Below are 16683 nucleotides of genomic sequence, written 5' to 3' on the forward strand. Positions count from 1 at the left end.
CTCTGCTTGTCGCGTCTGGCGTCAGGGGGTCTGGGCGAGTTCGAGCAACACCTGCAGCAGCACATTGGCGCCAGCGGTGATGTCTTCCATCGCGGTGTACTCTTCGATGTTGTGGCTGATCCCGCCTACGCTCGGGACAAAGATCATCGCCGTCGGGCATACCCGCGCCAGCATCTGGGCATCATGGCCGGCACCACTGGGCATGCGACGGACACTGTGTCCCAGTCGCCTGGCCGTGTTTTCGACCAGCTCCACCACGCCAGGATCGAAATCGACAGGGGCAAACCGCGCCAGGGTGTGTCGCTCGACGCGCAGACCCTCCTGCTTCGCCAGCTCGCGCGCATGGCGCTCGACGTCCGCCTCGACCTGTGTGAGCACCCGATCATCGGTATTGCGCAGGTCGACGGTCATGCAGGCCGTTTGCGGTACCACGTTGACCAGGTCCGGGGTCAGCGACATGCGCCCTACGGTACCGACCTGATGCCCGCCTGCCTCACTGACACGACGCCTGACATAGCTGGCAGTGTCCATGGCAGCAAAACCCGCGTCCTGGCGCATGTCCATGGGCGTGGTACCGGCGTGATTGGACCTGCCGGTAAAGCGATACTCGGCCCAGGAGATGCCCTGGACCTGCTCCACCGCGCCGATGGTAATGCCCTGGCGCTCGAGCACCGGCCCTTGCTCGACATGCAGTTCCACAAAGGCGTGCACGTCGGGCTGGCCTACGGGGTGCTGACCCGCTGCACCGATGCGGTCGAGACAGTCGGCCACGCTCTCGCCGTCGATGCCTCGCGTCGTCAGGGCCTGCTCAAGCGTCATGCCACCCACGTAGACCAGGCTACCCATCATGTCCGGCGCAAATCGCGCGCCTTCCTCATTGGTGAAAAAGGCCACACACAGCGGTCTGCGCGTCTGAAGACCGGCACGGTTGAGCGTCTCCACGACTTCGAGCCCGGCCAGCACACCAAGATTGCCGTCATATACGCCGCCGGTGCGAACCGTGTCGATATGCGAGCCGGTCATCACCGGTGCCCCCGCTTCACGCCCGGCACGCAGGCCAAACACATTGCCGATGGCATCCTGGTGCACCTCGAGGCCAAGCTCATGCATCCAGCTCATCACCTTGTCGCGCCCTAGCCGATCCTCTTCCGTCAGCGCCAGTCGACAGACACCTCCTCCGGGCAGGCCGCCGACCTCCCCCAGGGTCTGGAGGCGCTGCCACAGCCGCTCGCCATCGACCCTCAGTTCAGCTGACATGACCGACCTCCCGGGCCCTGAACTGCCCACTGCGGACCTCGTCGGCACTGCTTCCGACCAGCTCTCGATAGACATCGTCGTCAGTGGCACCTTCGCTGCCAATCAACAGCACACGGCTCTCCGCCGTCAGCCCAAGGCGTGCTCCCAGCTCGGGATCCTGCTGGGCGATCAGCAGGCCCGCCAGTCCCGCTACGGCGCTTTCTCCCGCTACCAGCGGCGAGTCGCCCGCCACACCTGCTGCCAGCAGTTGCATGACCTCCACCGCGGCCTCGTCGGATACCGCGACGTAATCATCCACCCCTTCATCGAGCACTTCCCACGCCAGCAGAGAGACCTCACCGCAGGCAAGTCCTGCCATCAGGGTGTCGAGTTCGCCCTCGACCGCGACCGGCCGTCCGGCCTCGGCGCTTGCCAGCAGGCAGGCCGCTCGCTCCGGCTCGACCACGACCAGTCGCGGCCGCTCGGCGCCATAAGCCTCCCATAGTTGCGCCAGGGTCGCTGCCGCCAGTCCACCGACGCCACCCTGCACAAAGCAGTGCGTCGGCGGCTGACGCATCTGGGCCACCGCCTCGTCGACCATCACGCTGTACCCCTGCATCACGTCACGCGGCACATCCATGTATCCGGGGTAGGACGTATCCGAGACCACACACCAGCCATATTCAGCAGCATCCTCGGCGGCCTGGCGCACCGAATCATCATAGTTGCCTGGCACCCGCCGTATTTCCGCGCCAAAGTCTGCAATCGCCTGCTCCCGGCCCTCGGACACGGTGGCGTGAAGATAGATCACGCAACGCACGCCGAACTGACTAGCCCCCCAGGCGACCGACCGTCCGTGATTTCCATCGGTGGCACAGCAGACCGTCAGCCCTTCCAGCGCTGTGCGATACTCTCCGCGCATCAGGGCGTCGCTGGTGACCGCCTCTCCCAGGCGGCGCTTGATCAGCCGCAACACCGCGTAGGCTCCGCCGAGGGCCTTGAAGCTCTTGAGCGAAAACCGTTCGGCTTCATCCTTGTAGTCGATCACGGCCACGCCGCAGGCCTTGGCCAGGCCATCAAGCCCGACCAATGGAGTCGGCGCATAACCTGGCCAACGGCGAATTTCCGTTTGCGCCATATGAAGGGCTTGCGGGTTGAGCACGGCCCGCTGGCGCTCACCGATCAGCGTGTCGGTCGTCCTGCGAGGGTTGGCAACGTGACGCCAACGCGTCTGGTGGATCAGCGAAGACATGAAGCCTCCTGGGCATCGAGAATGGATGACGAGCAACAGCAGGCCGCTACCAAAGATCCGTCCTGCCCACACCGTCACGGTGTCGCGTGCCGCACCAGGGGGCTAAATCAGGGGCAAGATCAGGGGCCTGACCAGAGGCCTCGCTAATGACCTTGCTGAAGGCATTGTCAGCGTCTGACCCAGCCGACACGCCGAAGACCCGGTGCGATGGCCTTCTTAATCTGAAATTACATTTTCATTTTGTCAATTGATGAAAAATGTTTTTTACAACGTTGGATGAGGTGCCATACTCTTTCCATGAACGATACGACCAAGTCACCAAGCCTCGAAGCCCGGCTGAGGGCACATCAGCAACAGCTGCCTCCCGCTGAACGGCGGCTGGCTGAGCTGCTGCTCAACTTTCCAGGGGATATTTCTCGCTACGGCGCAGGGGAGTTGGCCGATGCTGCGGGCACCTCACGTGCAGCGGCATCCCGTCTGTTTCGACGGCTCGGCTATCGTGACTTCAACGAGGCCAGGCAACAGGTTCGCGATGCCCAGCGCTGGGGGTCACCGCTGTATCTCTCAAGCAGCGGCGCCGTCCTGCGAGAGACGGCAGGCCAAACCGGGGACGTTGGCCAGGAGCACGCCGCCGCTGCGCTGACCCAAGCTGACCTAACCCAAGCTGGCCTTGCCCAGCCCGACCTTGCCCAACCCGACAATGTCGAGCTGGCCGCACATCTGGCCCAGGAGCAGGACAATCTTGCTCGCAGCCTGACAGAGCTCGACAGTGGCGCATTGTCGGCGGTCGTTACCGGGCTGAGCGCCGCCCACCGCATCCACGTGGTGGGGTTTCGCAATAGTCAGATGCTGGCCAGCCTTTTCCAGCGCCAGCTGCAGCTATTGCGAGCCGACGTCCAGCTGTTGCCCAAGGCAGGCCAGACGTTGGGGGAAGACCTGGTCGATATCGGCGAGGGGGACATGCTGATTCTGGTAGCACTCAGACGGCGCACCGGCATGGAACAGGCGGTACTGACAGCCTGTCACCAAAAGGGGGCAAAAAGCCTTTTGGTCACGGACCCATCCTGCCCCATGTCACTGACCAGCACCTGGCGCATTGAAGCACGCGTCGCGTCATCCTCCCCCTTTGACAGCTACACCTCATGCTTGAGCCTTATTCAAGCAATATGCACGACCTACTACCGTGAAAACATGGGCGCCTGCCAGGAGCGACTTCGCCGAGTAGAAGATCTGCATGAAGATCTTTCAGAACTCACAGCGTATTGATTCTACATGCAAATACGTTATTAAACTGGACAGAGTTTCTGGCAATAAGGATGGACCCTTTTCCTTGCATGGTGATATTTCACTGCAACACCAGGCGAGCGATCGACCTATTTGGATGAGATGACCCAACCCGCTAACGCCGCCGTTGGCAAAAGACAACGCGTCATCAAATGGCGCCATGCACCAACCTGAAAAAGGTGGTGCACCAAGAGAGAGCTCGGGGGATTTGAAGGTGGCCTTTCTTTTTCCCCAGGATCAACACAACTGCATGATTTAGAAGAAGACATCGAGAAATGGCACCAAAGATGTAAACAACAATGACACACCACGATGGGAGCCGCGCATCATGTCACCACACGACAGCCTGGCGTCGAGATGGAGCCATACCCTGGACCGTTGGGTAGAACGCTGCTGCGTCATTCTACTGGCGGCGCTGGTCATCACCGTCTGGGTCGGCATCCTGGCACGCTACGTACTGCCCTGGAACCTGACCTTCACCGAGGAACTGGCGCGTTACCTGATGATCTGGGTCGCTTTACTGGCAATTTCCATCGGCATCTGTCGGCGACAACATGTCGGCATGCTGGTGCTCTTCGACCGTCTCCCCTTGTCCGCCAAGCGCTTTCTCGCCCTGGCCTTTGACCTGGTCGGTATTGCCTTCTTTGCGGTGATGTTCGTCTACAGCCTGACCTACGTGGAAAGAGGGTTCAGTCAATCCACCATGATTTTCGGGGTGGCCAAGGGCTACCCCTACCTGATCATTCCGATCGCATCCGGAGTGGCCTGCCTGCAGCTCGCCCTGGCCGCCATTCGCGACCTCCAGCGCAGCGCCCCGCAACCCGCCCTGGACCGTAGCTGAGCAGGAGTCACGAACATGGTTATTGTTGCATCTGCGTTTCTGCTGCTGCTGGTAATTGGCATGCCGGTGGGTATCGTTCTAGGCGTCGCTGGGCTGATCGGTCTGATCGACATGGGCGGCGGCACCTTTCTGGCCATGGTGCCGGACAAGTTCTTCTCAGGCCTCAATCTCTTTCCCTTCCTGGCGATGCCATTCTTCATCCTGGCCGGCGAAATCATGAACCGCTCGGGACTGACCCTGAACCTGGTCAACTTCGCCCAATCCCTGGTCGGTTGGCTGCGTGGAGGCATGGCACATTCCAACATGCTGGCCTCGGTCCTGTTCGCGGGGCTGACCGGCTCTGCCACTGCCGATGCTGCCGCTTTCGGCAACACCCTGGTGCCGGCCATGAAAAAGGCGGGCTACAGCGGTCCCTACGCCTGCGCCGTGACCGCCGCAGGATCGATCATCGGCCCCATCATTCCGCCTTCCACCCTGGCCATCATCTACGGGTCGCTGATGGGGGTCTCCATCGCAGGCCTGTTTGCTGCCGGTATCATCCCAGGACTGCTGCTGTGTCTTGTCTGCATGTGCCTGATCGCTGCCACGGCGCGTCGCCTCAACCTGCCCAAGGACCAGCAGGGCCCTAGCCTGGCTCGCATTCTCAAGGAGTTTCGCCTGAGCTTGCTGGCGCTCATCCTGCCAGTGTTCATTCTGGGTGCCATTCTGACAGGCATCACCACCCCCACCGAAGCGGCTGCCCTGGCGGTGTTCTACGCCCTGTTCGTTGGCTGTGTGTGCTATCGCAACATCGGCTGGCGGGACCTCTATGACATGCTGGCCAGGACGGCACTGATTACCGGCGTCATCTTTCTGATCATCGCTTCGGCGTCGATCCTGGGCTGGTGGATGACGTTCAATCAAATTCCCCAGCTGATCGCCGACGCCTTCCTGTCAGTGTCGCAGTCACCGGTGGTCGTGGTGACCATGATCGTCGCACTGCTGCTGTTCATCGGCCTGTTCATGGACATCAACGCGGCACTTATCATTCTGGCTCCGGTACTCGCGCCACTAGCCGCCACCATCGGCCTGGAGCCGGTGCATGCCGGCATGATCATCATTTTATCGCTCACCATCTCGTTGATGACGCCTCCGGTCGGTGCCTGCCTGTTTGTCCTGGCATCCGTCACTGGAGAGCGCATCGAGTCGATCACTCGCTCGCTATGGCCCTTCATCCTGGTCGAGCTACTGGTTCTTCTGGCAACCGCCTACTGGGCACCTATCAGCCTGGCGATTCCTCGCATGCTGGGGCTTGCCGACTGACCAGGCCAGCCACCTCAACCATCACGACAACAGCACAACAACAACCAAAACCACCGCAGCAACCAACGTAAAAAGCGAACGTAAAAAGCCATAGTGAATAACAACAGCAAGGAGTGACACATGTCCCTATCGACTCCCACCTTGACGCTCAAGCGCCACCTTCTCGTTGGCGCCGTGATGACGGCCACCCTGGTGGCCAGTAGCACAACGCTGGCTGCCACCACCATGCGTATTGCCCACCTCAATCCGCCGGATCCTACCGCCAGCAACTCCGGCGCGATGACCGCCGTCTTCAAGCAGCTGGTAGAAACGGCTACCAATGGCGAGATCAAGGTCGAGGTCTTCCCCGCCGGCCAACTTGGCGAAGACGCCAACGTCATCAACCAGGTGGGTCAGGGCATCGTCCAGTCCACCATTTCCTCCGCCGGCGGAGTGGCGGAGCACTATCCCCGCATCGGCATCTTCGATATCCCCTTCGCCTTCCCCAATATCGCGGTGGCGACCGAAGTCATCGATCTCGAGAGTGATTTCGGTCAGGCCCTGGCAGATGACCTCGAGGCCGAGACCGACGGACTCAAGGTGCTAGGTCTGCTGGACAGCGGCGGATTCTTCCAATTCACCAATTCGCAGCGTCCCATCGAGACCACCGCGGACATGGAGGGTCTGCGCATCCGCACCATGACGCTGCCCACCCATGAGGCCATGATCAATGCACTGGGCGCGGAAGCGACGCCCCTGGCCTGGTCTGAGGTGTATACCGCGCTGCAGACTGGAGTAGCCGATGGTCAGATGAACCCTATCCAGCAGACGTCGTTTGCCAACTTTGACGAAGTCCAGTCCTACCTGACGGTCAGCAACCACCTGATCACTCCCTACGTCTGGCTGATCAACGAAGACTTCTACAATGGGCTCAGCGCCGAACAGCAAACGGTCGTTGACTGGGCCGCCGATGTCGCGGTTGATGCTGGCCGTTCGATGTCACGCATTATCGAGGCCTCGGACAACGGACTGCCCAAGCTGGCCGAGGGAATGGAAGTGAACGCCATCACCCCAGAAGCCCGCCAGGCCTTTGTCGAGATGGCTCAGCCAGCGGTGCGTCAGGTCATCGCCGAACGCTACGGCAGCGAGGGCGAAGCGCTGCTGGCCAGCATGCTCGATGCCATCGACAGCGCCAGCACGCCCTGACCACGACAGCGGCGAGTCAGCCTCTCGCCGCAAAAAGCCTTCAGGCCGCTTCCTGACGGAAGCGGCCTGAAGGGTCTAGACGCCGTACTTTCTCTTCCTGCTTATGTTCCTGGCTATTTTCCTGGCTATGTTCCTGCCTATATTCCACTCCGTGTTCCTGGCTGTGTTGGTGCCGATTTCATCGACCACGCTACAGGGCTAGCTGGCGTTGTAGCGCATCACACCGTGGCGGCGTTCACCAGGGCAGAAGCACCGCTGATATCTGGCAGGCACTCGCCAGCGGCCAGACGTTCCAGGATGATCTCTTCCTGCCGCTGTAGCTCCAGGGTGTGATCGATCACTGCATCGACCTCCGAGGGGGGGATGACCACCACGCCATTCTCGTCGGCCAGTACCACATCTCCCGCTGACACCACTACACCGCCGACGCTGACCGGCAGATTCATCGCGCCGCCCTGGTTGGCAAGCTTGGTGGTCAACGACGAGACACCGCGACTCCACACCGGAAAGCGCTTGGCTCTTATGGTCGCAAGGTCCGTGGCGGTGCCATCGATGATCACCCCGGCCAGTCCCAGACGAGAGCCGACCTCGGTCAGTACGCCACCCCAGCAGGCGTGATGTCGGTCGCCCTGACGGTCAATCACCAGGACGTCTCCGGGGCGCAGCAGACGCATCGCATGGTTGAGCAGGGTGCCATCCCCTGGTGGCAGTGACAGGGTGACGGCCACGCCGGCAATACGCACCTCGTCGAGCTGACAGCGTATCTCGGGATCGATAAAGCCGCTCTCGCGGAAATGGCCGATGGTGGCGGTCTCGCACATCAGCAGGCGCTCGTGACGGGCTGCCTCCAATGGGGCAGGAAGATCAGCAATGGTGTACATGTAACTCCCGTAATGCCATTACGTAACTAGCACGATAACGGCTTGCAATGATGATTGAGGAACGCTGAGGCCGGTTGAGTAGGTAACGCCAGAATCAGATCAAGCTGGGCAGCCAGGTGATCAACGCCGGCACCCAATAGAGCAGCAACATGCCCAGCAGGAAGCACAGCACGATGGGCCAGGCAGCAGCATAGATGGTCGGCATCGACACCGACGGCGCCCCGCCCTTGACCGCAAACAGGTTGTAGCCAAAGGGAGGTGTCAGGCTGCCCACCGCCAGATTGATCAAGAACAGCGTCCAGAACCATACCGGATCGAAGCCATAGGCCTTGACCAGCGGTGCATAGATGGGAATCACCACCATCATGAAGGCGATCTGGTCGATGAACATGCAGGCGATCAACGGGATCAGCATCAACAGCAGCAGCATCAGTCCGGCATTCAGGTCCATGGCGGTCGCCGCGGCGACAAGTCCCGAGGTTGCCCCGGTAAAGGACAACAGCTGACTGAACAGCTTGGAGCAGGCCAGGATCGTGATGATCATGGCGCTGATGGACAACGACGACAGCAACGCCTGGCCCGCCATCTTGAGACTGAACTTGCGGTAGTAGATGGCCACCACAATGGCACCGAGCACCCCCGTGGCAGCGGACTCAGAAGGTGTCGCCACCCCCAGCATCATCAGCCCCAGCACCGAAAAGATGATGATCGAGAACGGCGCCATGTTGGCCAGGGCACGCCCTCGCTGTCGCCAGTTACCGCCACCGGAGTCATCCACCGCGGGGGCCCGCGACGGGTCCAGCAGCATGCGCACGACCACATAGGTGACGAACAGCCCGGCCAGCAGCATCCCCGGGATGATGCCAGCGATCAGCAGACGCGCGATGGAAACATCGACCATGGAGCCAATGATGATGACCAGCAGGCTCGGCGGAATGATCGGTGCAAGGCCGGCCCCTCCTAGTATCAGGCCGATCGACAGGCGGTCGTCATAGCCGCGCTGCTGCATCGTCGGCAGCGCTGAACGGCTGAGCATGGCCGTCACCGCCAGGGCCGACCCCGACAGGGCACCAAACAAGGTGGACAGTGCCACGACAAAGAAATAGAGACGTCCCTTGATGCGCCCCATCAGGGTGTCCAGGGAGTCAAAGATGACGTCGATGGAGCCTGAGCGAAACAGCAGCTCCCCCATCAACACAAACAGTGCGATGGTCGTCAGCGTCTCCGAGGTGACGGTGTCGTAGACACTGTTGGCGAACATGCCAAAGCCGGCGCTGCCCATCAGCCAGAACGTGCCGGCCACATTGATCGCCAGAAACGCCACGAAGACCGGCACGCCCAAGGCAAACAATCCCATCAGCAGGGCGATGGCCACGCCCAGGGTCACATACCACTCCATCACCTAGCTCTCCTGCTGTGGGCTGTCGCCGGGGGTGTCGCTGGGCCACTCGACGGTGGCGGGAAACACCGCGCGTCGCAGAAAATGCAGCGCCGTGTTGGTGAAGCCGTAGCCGATAAAGCTCGATACCCAGACCTTGGGGATGTCGAGCCCCATGGCCGTGGTGGTGCCACTCGCCAGCTGGCGGGCGCTTTCGCTGATCAGCATCCACGCCGCCAGTCCACAGACCGCAGCGGTCAGCAGCGCCGTCACGCGCTCGAAGCCCTGCTGGCGCGCCGCCGGCAGGCTGTCCTGAACGACGCTGATCGCGATATGACCGCGAGTGCGAGCTAGCTCAGGCATGGCCAGGCTGGCGGAAAGACACAGGCAGTAGGCGACGATGGAACTCGACCACAGGGTCGGAGCATTGAAAAAGTAGCGGGCCACCACTTCGATCCAGAAGCACACGACGATGCCACACAAGGTGGCACCGCCGAGGTAAAAGCCGAATCGCGTGAGGCCATCGTGCCAACGGGCAAGGGTAGCCAGCATGGGTGCCATCCGCTTAGGGGGTCATGTCGTTGCTTTCAGCGATCTCACGCATCTTGGCGACCGCTTCGGGGGACTTGTCGAGTCCGAGCTGCCAGATGCCTTCGGTCACCAGGGCGTCGAGCCGCTCGGCGTCTTCCGGCGCAAACTCGGTCTCCTGCATGCCCAGCTCCTTCAGGCGCTCCCACTCTTCCACGGCCAGCTGGTCGAGGATTCCGGCGATCTCAGCCTCGAGCGCTTCGCCCTGGGCCAGCAGCACGCTTTGCTCAGCGTCGTCGAGTCCGTTGAAGGTATCGAGGTTCATCAGCAGGTAGGTGTAGGTCTGGCCGAAGGTCGGCTTGGAGAAATACCCCGCCACTTCATGCCAGCCCAGGTCCTCGACGCCGTTGAGACCCCAGGCAGCACCGTCGATGACGTTACGGTCCAGGGAGGAATAGACGTCACCACTGGACATCAGTACCGGGGTGCCCCCCAGGCCCTGGGTCACGTTGGTGTAGGTGGGGCTGCCGCGCAGGCGTCGCCCTTCCAGTCCAGGCGTGCCATCGATGGGATCCTTGAGGATGTACTGGAAGCCACTGGAGCCCAGCGGGGGAATGGCCAGCAGCTTCAGGCCCAGCGCGTTGTATTCACTGTCGATAAAGTCCCACAGCCCGGATTCACGAGTCTTGGCAGGGTCGACGAAGACACCGTCCATGGCGGCACCGACGCCAGTGGTGTTCGTGTGGTAGGCGCCATGGGTGTAGAGCAGGTCGAACACCCCTGCCGAGACCGGCTGCAGCTGTTCGAAGGGCGGCACCACATCGGGTCCATTGAGGGCAATGTTGACGTCGCCATCGCTGGCGCTCTGGACCTTGTCGATGTAGCGCTGGGCGACTTCACGGGTGTAGGCCGACGTCAGATCATAGCTCGACAGCATACGCAGGTCGGTCGCCTCGGCAGACGTCGAAACGGCGGACAGGGTCAGACTTGAAAGCGACAGCGCTGACACGGTCAGCAGAGAGCGGGAGAGTCGGGACAGGGAGCGATTCATGGGTTTCCTCGCGATTATGGTTGTTATCATCCGTGGCCGAGGCGGGAGGTGCCTGGCAAAAGGTTCCTGGATACCTTTTCAATCTAGTCAGGGCACGACGCCAGGGTCAACGACTATCAGGCCACGGAGTTTTTCGATTTTTAATACTTAGAATTTATGTGATTTATGCAAAAAAATACACACATAAACTCGCTAGAAGTAACGGCGCATTTTAAGCTGAGCCACAGCGGAAAAATCACCAAAAAGGTGCAACCGATGTGCCAGGGCGTCATGCCACGCCTGGTGTCCGTGCCCTCGGCATCGCTCACAACAGCAACAACAGCGATACCAGCAGGGATGCCAGCAGCGATGACAAGCCCAATATCAACAACAACGCCCACCATAGCGAAAGGAGCCAGCGATGCGGCCGATTCACGATACTCTGGACTGGAATCTGCTACGTACCTTCATCGTCATCGTGCAGGAAGAAAGCGTCAGCAAGGCCGCCGTGCGCCTGTATCTGTCGCAGCCGGCGGTCAGCCTGTCGCTGAAACGCCTGGAGGAGCGGCTCGGGCAAAAGCTGATCGAGCGCGACAGCCATCGCTTTCGGGTGACCCAGGCGGGCCAGCTGGTCTATCGCGAGGCGGTGGATATCTACGCCAACGTAGCGCGCCTGGCGGCCTCGGTGGGAGAGGCGGATCCCGAGGTCGCCGGCCACGTCTCACTGGCGTTTATCACCGGCATTCAATGTCGCTTTCTCGACAGCGTGCTGGCCGCCTTCCATCGTCGCTATCCGCAGATCACCTTCGAGATCGAGGACATGTCCAGTCAGGAGGTGCAGCATGTGCTGTCCCAGCGCCAGAGCGCCCTGGGCATCTGTCTGGCCCAGGGCTGCCCGGATAATCTCGACAGCCAGATTCTGGCCCGTCAGCGCTATCGCCTGTTCTGTGGCCGCAGCCATCGGCTGTTCGGCAGGGACAACCTGCCGATGGACGAACTCCAGCGTGAGGCCTACGTGTCCTTCGGTAGCGAACAGCTCGACGGAGTGCTGTCGCCGCTGGCCGTGTTTCGCGCCCAGCACGGTCTCAAGGGCCCGGTGGTAGGCCAGTCCAGTCGCCTGCAGGAAATCGAGCGCATGGTCATGGCGGGATGGGGCATCGGCTGTCTGCCGGAACACCTGGTCGCCCGAGAGGTCGCGGACGGCGACCTGTGGCCATTGCCGCCCTACGCCGGCGTGGCCGACATCGACCTGCACGTGATGTGGCATCGTGAAGGTCGCGCCAGTGTTGCCGAGACGACCTTCATCGAGTTCTTTCAGACCTGCATGGCCAAGGTGCCGATGGAAGCTCGGCTGACGACCGGTATCGACATGGCCGATGCCGCTTTGGCTCCGCTCGCCGCCTCGCTCAGCCCCGACGAGCCAGGCTAGCCATCTGCGCGATAAGCGGGGCGATAAGCGGGGCGATAAGCAGGGCTATAAGCAGGGCTATCACCGGCTCAGGGCCGCCTCGCGAATCGCGCTTAGACGTTTACCGGGGGCGATGCCGTCGGTTTCGTAGCGCAGCTCGATCAGGGCTGGGCGCCGCTCACGCTCGGCGTAGGCCAAAGCACGCTCAAAGGCGCCGTCGAAGTCCGCGTCACGGTCAACGACTTCGCCCAGGCCACCGTAGGACTCCACCAGGGTGGTAAACGCCGGGTTGGTAAAGGTCAGCGCAATCTCACGTCCTGGAAAGTCATTTTCCTGATGAGCGCGAATGGTGCCCCACATGCCGTTGTTGAACACCAGCACCACGATACCCACGCCATACTGCAGTGCGACCCCCAGCTCCTGCAGGTTCATCTGGAAACAGCCGTCCCCGGCGAAGCACACGGCAGGACGATCAGGGTATTCAAGCTTGTATGAGATCGCGGCCGGCAGCCCATAGCCCATTGACCCTACGGTCGGCGCCAGCGAACTGCCGAGGCCGGAAAAGCGCACGTAGCGGTGGGCATAAAGCGCGTAGTTGCCTGCCCCCACCGTGACGCAGCCCTGTCCCTGCAGCCGACGGTCCACGCTGCAAGCGACACGGTCGAGGCTCAGCGGTCCCGGCGCGGGCTGCGGCTCAAGGGTTGCCAGATAATCGGCACGGGCGGCACGGGTCTGCTCGGCCCAACGTGGCGGCGCATCAGGGGCCAGCGCGTCCAGGCCGCTGGCAAATCCGACCACGTCAGCGTTGATCGCGAGGTCAGCATGATAGACCCGGCCCAACTCCTCCGGGTCCGGATAGACATGCACCAGCGTCTGGCGAGGACTCGGCGACTGAATCCAGGAGTAGCCTTCGCTGGTCGCCTCCCCCATGCGAGTGCCGACAGCGATCAGTAGGTCGCTGTGTTTCAGGCGCTCGCGCAGGGCGTCATCCATGGCAAAGCCGACATGTCCGGCGAACCGTTCATCGTGCTGGTCATAGCATTCCAGCCGGCGCCAGGCGACGCCCACCGGCAAGTCGAAGCGCTCGGCAAAGGCGACCATTTGCGCCTGGGCCTCGCTCGTCCAGCCGCTGCCGCCAATCAACAGGAAGGGACGCTCGGCCTCGGCCAGGCGCGCCTTCAGTTCAGCCAACTGATCGCGTGAGGGATAGCTATGCAAGGCTGCCATGGGCCGGGCATCAGCAACCTCCGCTTCGCCCCACAGGGTGTCTTCGGGCAGCGCCAGCACCACCGGCCCCGGTCGACCGCTGGTGGCCACACGGTAGGCACGGGCAATGTACTCGGGGATGCGATCGGTGGCATCAATCTGCGCCACCCACTTGGCCATGGGGCCAAACATGCGACGGTAGTCGATCTCCTGGAAGGCCTCACGCTCCACGAAATCGTTCCCCACCTGGCCGACGAACAGAATCATCGGCGTGGAGTCCTGGTAAGCGGTATGCACGCCGATGGACGCGTTGGTGGCTCCGGGTCCTCGTGTGACGAAGCAGATGCCGGGCTCGTTGGTCAGCTTGCCGTAGGCCTCGGCCATATAGGCCGCGCCGCTTTCCTGTCGACAGACGATGGGGTCGATGGCACCACGGTGCTCGTTCAAGGCATCAATGCACGGTAGATAGCTTTCACCAGGCACCAGAAAGACTCGGCGCGCGCCGTGTAACCGCAGTTGATCCATCAGGATCTGACCACCGTTGCGGCGTGGTTGAGAGGCAGAAGTCACGGCAGTTGTCGCTGGCTGGCTCATGTCAGAGTTCTCGATATCGTTGTTGGTATGAAAAGGCAATTCAGGCGTCACCGAGGACGCGATGAACGGTGGCCACCTGGTCTGGCAGCACCACACAGCGCGCGCGAATGCCACGGGACCTGGCCCAGGCGAGATCGTCGTCGATGCCCTGCGGATAGGGCCATGGGCCATCGATGGCCAGGCACTGGGCCTCGGCACAGGCGGCGAAGAAGCGCTCGCGCCAGGGGGCCAGCACCTGGACGCGGTGACTCACGTCAGCGTCGGCGGCCACCCCCAGGTCCCGAGACAGGTCGCCGGTACCCAGCAGCGCCGCCGTGACTCTTGGGCTGGCCTTGAGGATGTGCTGGGCGGCTTGCACGCCAACGCGGCTCTCCAATGTCGGAATCAGCGCCGTCGACCCCTGCTCCAGGCGGCCGCGGCGCTCTTCCCGTGCCATGGCCATCGCCAGCAGCACGACGTCCATGGACGACTCGACCTGGGGCAGGAAGATGGCGGCCGGCAGCCCACGCATCAGCACCGCCAGTTCGCCATCACCGCCTTGCGCCAGCGGGTTGATGCGCGCCATGGGCAGGCGCCCCCGCTGACGGCAACGCTCGGCAAAGAACGCAAAGTCGATGCAGGCACGGGAGCGCTGCGGCGCGGGGGTGAACTCCTCCAGGTCGACAATGATCGCCTCGGCGCCACTTGCCAGCGCCTCTTCCAGACGCTGCGGGTCATGTCCTGGCACGAACAGCCAGCTACGGCAGGCGCTGAGAGGAGCGCTGATCGACGTCGTGGCACTCATGACGGTCACTCCATCAAGTTGGGCAGGAACAGGACGATGTCCGGCACGAAGGTGATCAGCAGCAGCACCGCCACCATGGCCCCCAGCATCAGTCCCAGATAGCGCAGCGACTCCATGACGCTGATACCGGCAATACGGCAGGCTGCCATCAGGTCGACACCCAGCGGCGGAGTATTCGCACCAATCGCCAGATTCACCGTCAGCAGCACCCCGAAGTGGACCGGGTCAATGCCATACTGACCGAGCAGCGGCATCACGATAGGGGTGACAATGATGATGATCGCGATGCTCTCCATGAAGGAGCCGAGCACCAGCAACACGGCGGTCAGCAGCAGCAATACGCCGTAGCGGCTGTCGGTGATGTCACCAATCAGCGCGGCGATGGCCTGGGGCACCTGCTCGTAGGTCAAACCCCAGGCAAACATGCCGGCCGCCCCGATGATGATCAGGATCGCCCCGGAGGTCTCGGCGGTGGCGATGACACTGTCGACGATGTCCTTGAGACTCAGGCTGCGGTAGATCAGGGTGCCGACGATCAGCGCGTAGACGATGGCCGAGGCAGCCGCCTCGGTAGGCGTGAAGACGCCAAACCGAATGCCTCCGATAATCAGCACAGGTACCAGCAGGGCCGGCAAGGCGGCAATGAATGCCCGGCGACGCTCGCCTGGCTCGGGCCGGGTGCCGCCGCTCCAGCCGTTGCGCCGAGAGACGTAGATGGCCACGCCTACCAGGGCCAGGGTCAGCAGCAGCCCGGGGATCACACCGCCCATGAACAGTTTGCCGACGGAGGTGTTGGAGGTCGTACCGTAGACAATCATGACGATGCTGGGCGGTATGACCGTACCGATGGAGCTGGCAGTACCGACCAGGGCACTACTGAAGCCACGGTGATAGCCGCTGCGCTGCATCGCCGGCAGCAGCATGCTGCCGATGGCAATGACGTCAGCCACGCCGGAGCCAGACAGCGCACCGAACATCATGCACGCCAGCACCGCCACTACCGCCAGTCCGCCCTTGATATCGCCCACCAGAGCCATGCACAGGCGCACCAGGCGCTGGGTCAGACCTGCATGGTTCATCAGCTGGGCGGCCAGCACGAACAGCGGAATGGCGAGCAGGGTGAAGCTTTCCATGCCGGCCACGAACTGCTGGGCCGATACCATCATTGGCGCGGCACCGAACATCAGCAGGTACGACAGCACCGCCAGGATCAGGCCGAAGGCAATCGGAATGTCGATCAGGATGGCCAGGGCGAAAACGCCCACCAGGGTCAGGGCTCCCAGGGTCATGATGCACGCTCCTCAGTCACCGGCGCGGGGGCCAGCAAGTGGCCACACTGCATCAACGCCATCGCCCCACAGCAGACCGGGACCGACAGGTAGACCAGCCCGGCCGGCAGCTGCAGCGCGGTGGTGGTCTGGGACATGGTCAACCAGGCCAGGTCCCACCCGGCCTTGGCCAGTATCAGCAGCATGACCAACAGCAAAAGGTCGGTCATGCGCGTGATCACGCGGCGTAGTGAAGGGGCAGTGACCAACAGCGGCAGCAGACCGGCATTCAGATGGCTGCGCTTGTGGGTGCAGGCGATTCCGGCCAGCAGAGCCGTCCAGACCAGTACCAGCTGGGGCAGCTCTTCTGCCCAGTGTGGCGGAGCCCCTACCACCCAGCGCATGAACACCGAGTAGGCCACCAGTGCCGCCAGCATGGCGGCACCGATACCGGCAAGCGCCAGGCTCAGGCGCGAGACGAAACGAGCGAGAGTCGCGAGTCCCAT

Annotated in this window: 15 protein-coding genes; 5 read left to right on the plus strand and 10 right to left on the minus strand. The window is 62.3% G+C overall.

Annotated elements, in window-relative coordinates; genetic code table 11:
• Positions 1 to 21: 21 nt before the first annotated feature.
• Positions 22 to 1257: a Zn-dependent hydrolase gene (locus tag KUV86_RS06380; protein ID WP_222484137.1), complete on the minus strand. Its 1236-nt coding sequence runs from the start codon at positions 1255 to 1257 to the stop codon at positions 22 to 24.
• Positions 1247 to 2488: a diaminopropionate ammonia-lyase gene (locus KUV86_RS06385; protein ID WP_222484138.1), complete on the minus strand. Its 1242-nt coding sequence runs from the start codon at positions 2486 to 2488 to the stop codon at positions 1247 to 1249. The genes KUV86_RS06380 and KUV86_RS06385 overlap by 11 nt, the downstream gene beginning before the upstream one ends.
• Positions 2489 to 2785: 297 nt before the next feature.
• Between KUV86_RS06385 and KUV86_RS06390 the strand changes: the two genes are divergently transcribed.
• The 4 genes from KUV86_RS06390 to KUV86_RS06405 all read left to right on the plus strand — a co-directional run bounded on the left by KUV86_RS06390 (position 2786) and on the right by KUV86_RS06405 (position 7100).
• Positions 2786 to 3754: a MurR/RpiR family transcriptional regulator gene (locus KUV86_RS06390; RefSeq protein WP_222484140.1), complete on the plus strand. Its 969-nt coding sequence runs from the start codon at positions 2786 to 2788 to the stop codon at positions 3752 to 3754.
• Between the two features lie 346 nt (positions 3755 to 4100).
• Complete coding sequence (locus KUV86_RS06395) at positions 4101 to 4613, plus strand: TRAP transporter small permease (protein WP_222162326.1); 513 nt, start codon at positions 4101 to 4103, stop codon at positions 4611 to 4613.
• A gap of 15 nt (positions 4614 to 4628) precedes the next feature.
• Positions 4629 to 5915: a TRAP transporter large permease gene (locus KUV86_RS06400; RefSeq protein ID WP_222162325.1), complete on the plus strand. Its 1287-nt coding sequence runs from the start codon at positions 4629 to 4631 to the stop codon at positions 5913 to 5915.
• 120 nt (positions 5916 to 6035) lie between these two features.
• Positions 6036 to 7100 carry a DctP family TRAP transporter solute-binding subunit gene (locus tag KUV86_RS06405; protein ID WP_222484141.1) on the plus strand — a complete coding sequence of 355 codons (1065 nt, stop codon included), beginning with the start codon at positions 6036 to 6038 and terminating at the stop codon, positions 7098 to 7100.
• 218 nt (positions 7101 to 7318) lie between these two features.
• On the opposite strand, the gene KUV86_RS06410 is transcribed toward KUV86_RS06405, so the two are convergent.
• The 4 genes from KUV86_RS06410 to dctP all read right to left on the minus strand — a co-directional run bounded on the left by KUV86_RS06410 (position 7319) and on the right by dctP (position 10938).
• Positions 7319 to 7981, minus strand: a complete 663-nt coding sequence (locus tag KUV86_RS06410) for an RraA family protein (RefSeq protein WP_222484143.1) — start codon at positions 7979 to 7981, stop codon at positions 7319 to 7321.
• Between the two features lie 94 nt (positions 7982 to 8075).
• Positions 8076 to 9380: a TRAP transporter large permease subunit gene (locus KUV86_RS06415; RefSeq protein ID WP_206942559.1), complete on the minus strand. Its 1305-nt coding sequence runs from the start codon at positions 9378 to 9380 to the stop codon at positions 8076 to 8078.
• Between the two features lie 3 nt (positions 9381 to 9383).
• On the minus strand, positions 9384 to 9911 hold the full coding sequence (locus tag KUV86_RS06420; protein WP_222484145.1) for a TRAP transporter small permease: 528 nt from the start codon (positions 9909 to 9911) through the stop codon (positions 9384 to 9386).
• Between the two features lie 13 nt (positions 9912 to 9924).
• On the minus strand, positions 9925 to 10938 hold the full coding sequence (gene dctP, locus KUV86_RS06425) for a TRAP transporter substrate-binding protein DctP (protein ID WP_222237861.1): 1014 nt from the start codon (positions 10936 to 10938) through the stop codon (positions 9925 to 9927).
• 400 nt (positions 10939 to 11338) lie between these two features.
• On the opposite strand from dctP, the gene KUV86_RS06430 reads away from it, so the two are divergent.
• Positions 11339 to 12346: a LysR family transcriptional regulator gene (locus KUV86_RS06430; RefSeq protein ID WP_222484146.1), complete on the plus strand. Its 1008-nt coding sequence runs from the start codon at positions 11339 to 11341 to the stop codon at positions 12344 to 12346.
• A 60-nt stretch (positions 12347 to 12406) separates the two neighbouring features.
• On the opposite strand, the gene KUV86_RS06435 is transcribed toward KUV86_RS06430, so the two are convergent.
• From KUV86_RS06435 to KUV86_RS06450, 4 genes are all read right to left on the minus strand, one after another.
• Entirely contained in the window at positions 12407 to 14101 is a 1695-nt protein-coding gene (locus tag KUV86_RS06435) for a thiamine pyrophosphate-binding protein (RefSeq protein WP_315900966.1), read from the minus strand.
• A gap of 64 nt (positions 14102 to 14165) precedes the next feature.
• The gene (locus KUV86_RS06440; protein WP_222484148.1) at positions 14166 to 14909 is read right to left on the minus strand and encodes an HpcH/HpaI aldolase/citrate lyase family protein; all 744 of its coding nucleotides are present in this window, start codon (positions 14907 to 14909) and stop codon (positions 14166 to 14168) included.
• A gap of 5 nt (positions 14910 to 14914) precedes the next feature.
• A complete protein-coding gene (locus KUV86_RS06445) occupies positions 14915 to 16198 on the minus strand; it encodes a TRAP transporter large permease (protein WP_206941939.1) in 1284 nt (427 codons plus the stop codon).
• Positions 16195 to 16683 carry a TRAP transporter small permease gene (locus KUV86_RS06450; RefSeq protein ID WP_222484149.1) on the minus strand — a complete coding sequence of 163 codons (489 nt, stop codon included), beginning with the start codon at positions 16681 to 16683 and terminating at the stop codon, positions 16195 to 16197. The genes KUV86_RS06445 and KUV86_RS06450 overlap by 4 nt, the downstream gene beginning before the upstream one ends.

The organism is Halomonas sp. DP8Y7-3 (assembly GCF_019801675.1).
GTDB classification, from domain to species: Bacteria; Pseudomonadota; Gammaproteobacteria; order Pseudomonadales; family Halomonadaceae; genus Halomonas; species Halomonas litopenaei_A.

Coding starts and splice junctions, on each gene's coding strand:
- KUV86_RS06380 (WP_222484137.1), bottom strand. CDS start 1,257: ATGTCAGCTGAACTGAGGGTCGATGGCGAGCGGCTGTGGCAGCGCCTC.
- KUV86_RS06385 (WP_222484138.1), bottom strand. CDS start 2,488: ATGTCTTCGCTGATCCACCAGACGCGTTGGCGTCACGTTGCCAACCCT.
- KUV86_RS06390 (WP_222484140.1), top strand. CDS start 2,786: ATGAACGATACGACCAAGTCACCAAGCCTCGAAGCCCGGCTGAGGGCA.
- KUV86_RS06395 (WP_222162326.1), top strand. CDS start 4,101: ATGTCACCACACGACAGCCTGGCGTCGAGATGGAGCCATACCCTGGAC.
- KUV86_RS06400 (WP_222162325.1), top strand. CDS start 4,629: ATGGTTATTGTTGCATCTGCGTTTCTGCTGCTGCTGGTAATTGGCATG.
- KUV86_RS06405 (WP_222484141.1), top strand. CDS start 6,036: ATGTCCCTATCGACTCCCACCTTGACGCTCAAGCGCCACCTTCTCGTT.
- KUV86_RS06410 (WP_222484143.1), bottom strand. CDS start 7,981: ATGTACACCATTGCTGATCTTCCTGCCCCATTGGAGGCAGCCCGTCAC.
- KUV86_RS06415 (WP_206942559.1), bottom strand. CDS start 9,380: ATGGAGTGGTATGTGACCCTGGGCGTGGCCATCGCCCTGCTGATGGGA.
- KUV86_RS06420 (WP_222484145.1), bottom strand. CDS start 9,911: ATGCTGGCTACCCTTGCCCGTTGGCACGATGGCCTCACGCGATTCGGC.
- dctP (WP_222237861.1), bottom strand. CDS start 10,938: ATGAATCGCTCCCTGTCCCGACTCTCCCGCTCTCTGCTGACCGTGTCA.
- KUV86_RS06430 (WP_222484146.1), top strand. CDS start 11,339: ATGCGGCCGATTCACGATACTCTGGACTGGAATCTGCTACGTACCTTC.
- KUV86_RS06440 (WP_222484148.1), bottom strand. CDS start 14,909: ATGAGTGCCACGACGTCGATCAGCGCTCCTCTCAGCGCCTGCCGTAGC.
- KUV86_RS06445 (WP_206941939.1), bottom strand. CDS start 16,198: ATGACCCTGGGAGCCCTGACCCTGGTGGGCGTTTTCGCCCTGGCCATC.
- KUV86_RS06450 (WP_222484149.1), bottom strand. CDS start 16,683: ATGGGACTCGCGACTCTCGCTCGTTTCGTCTCGCGCCTGAGCCTGGCG.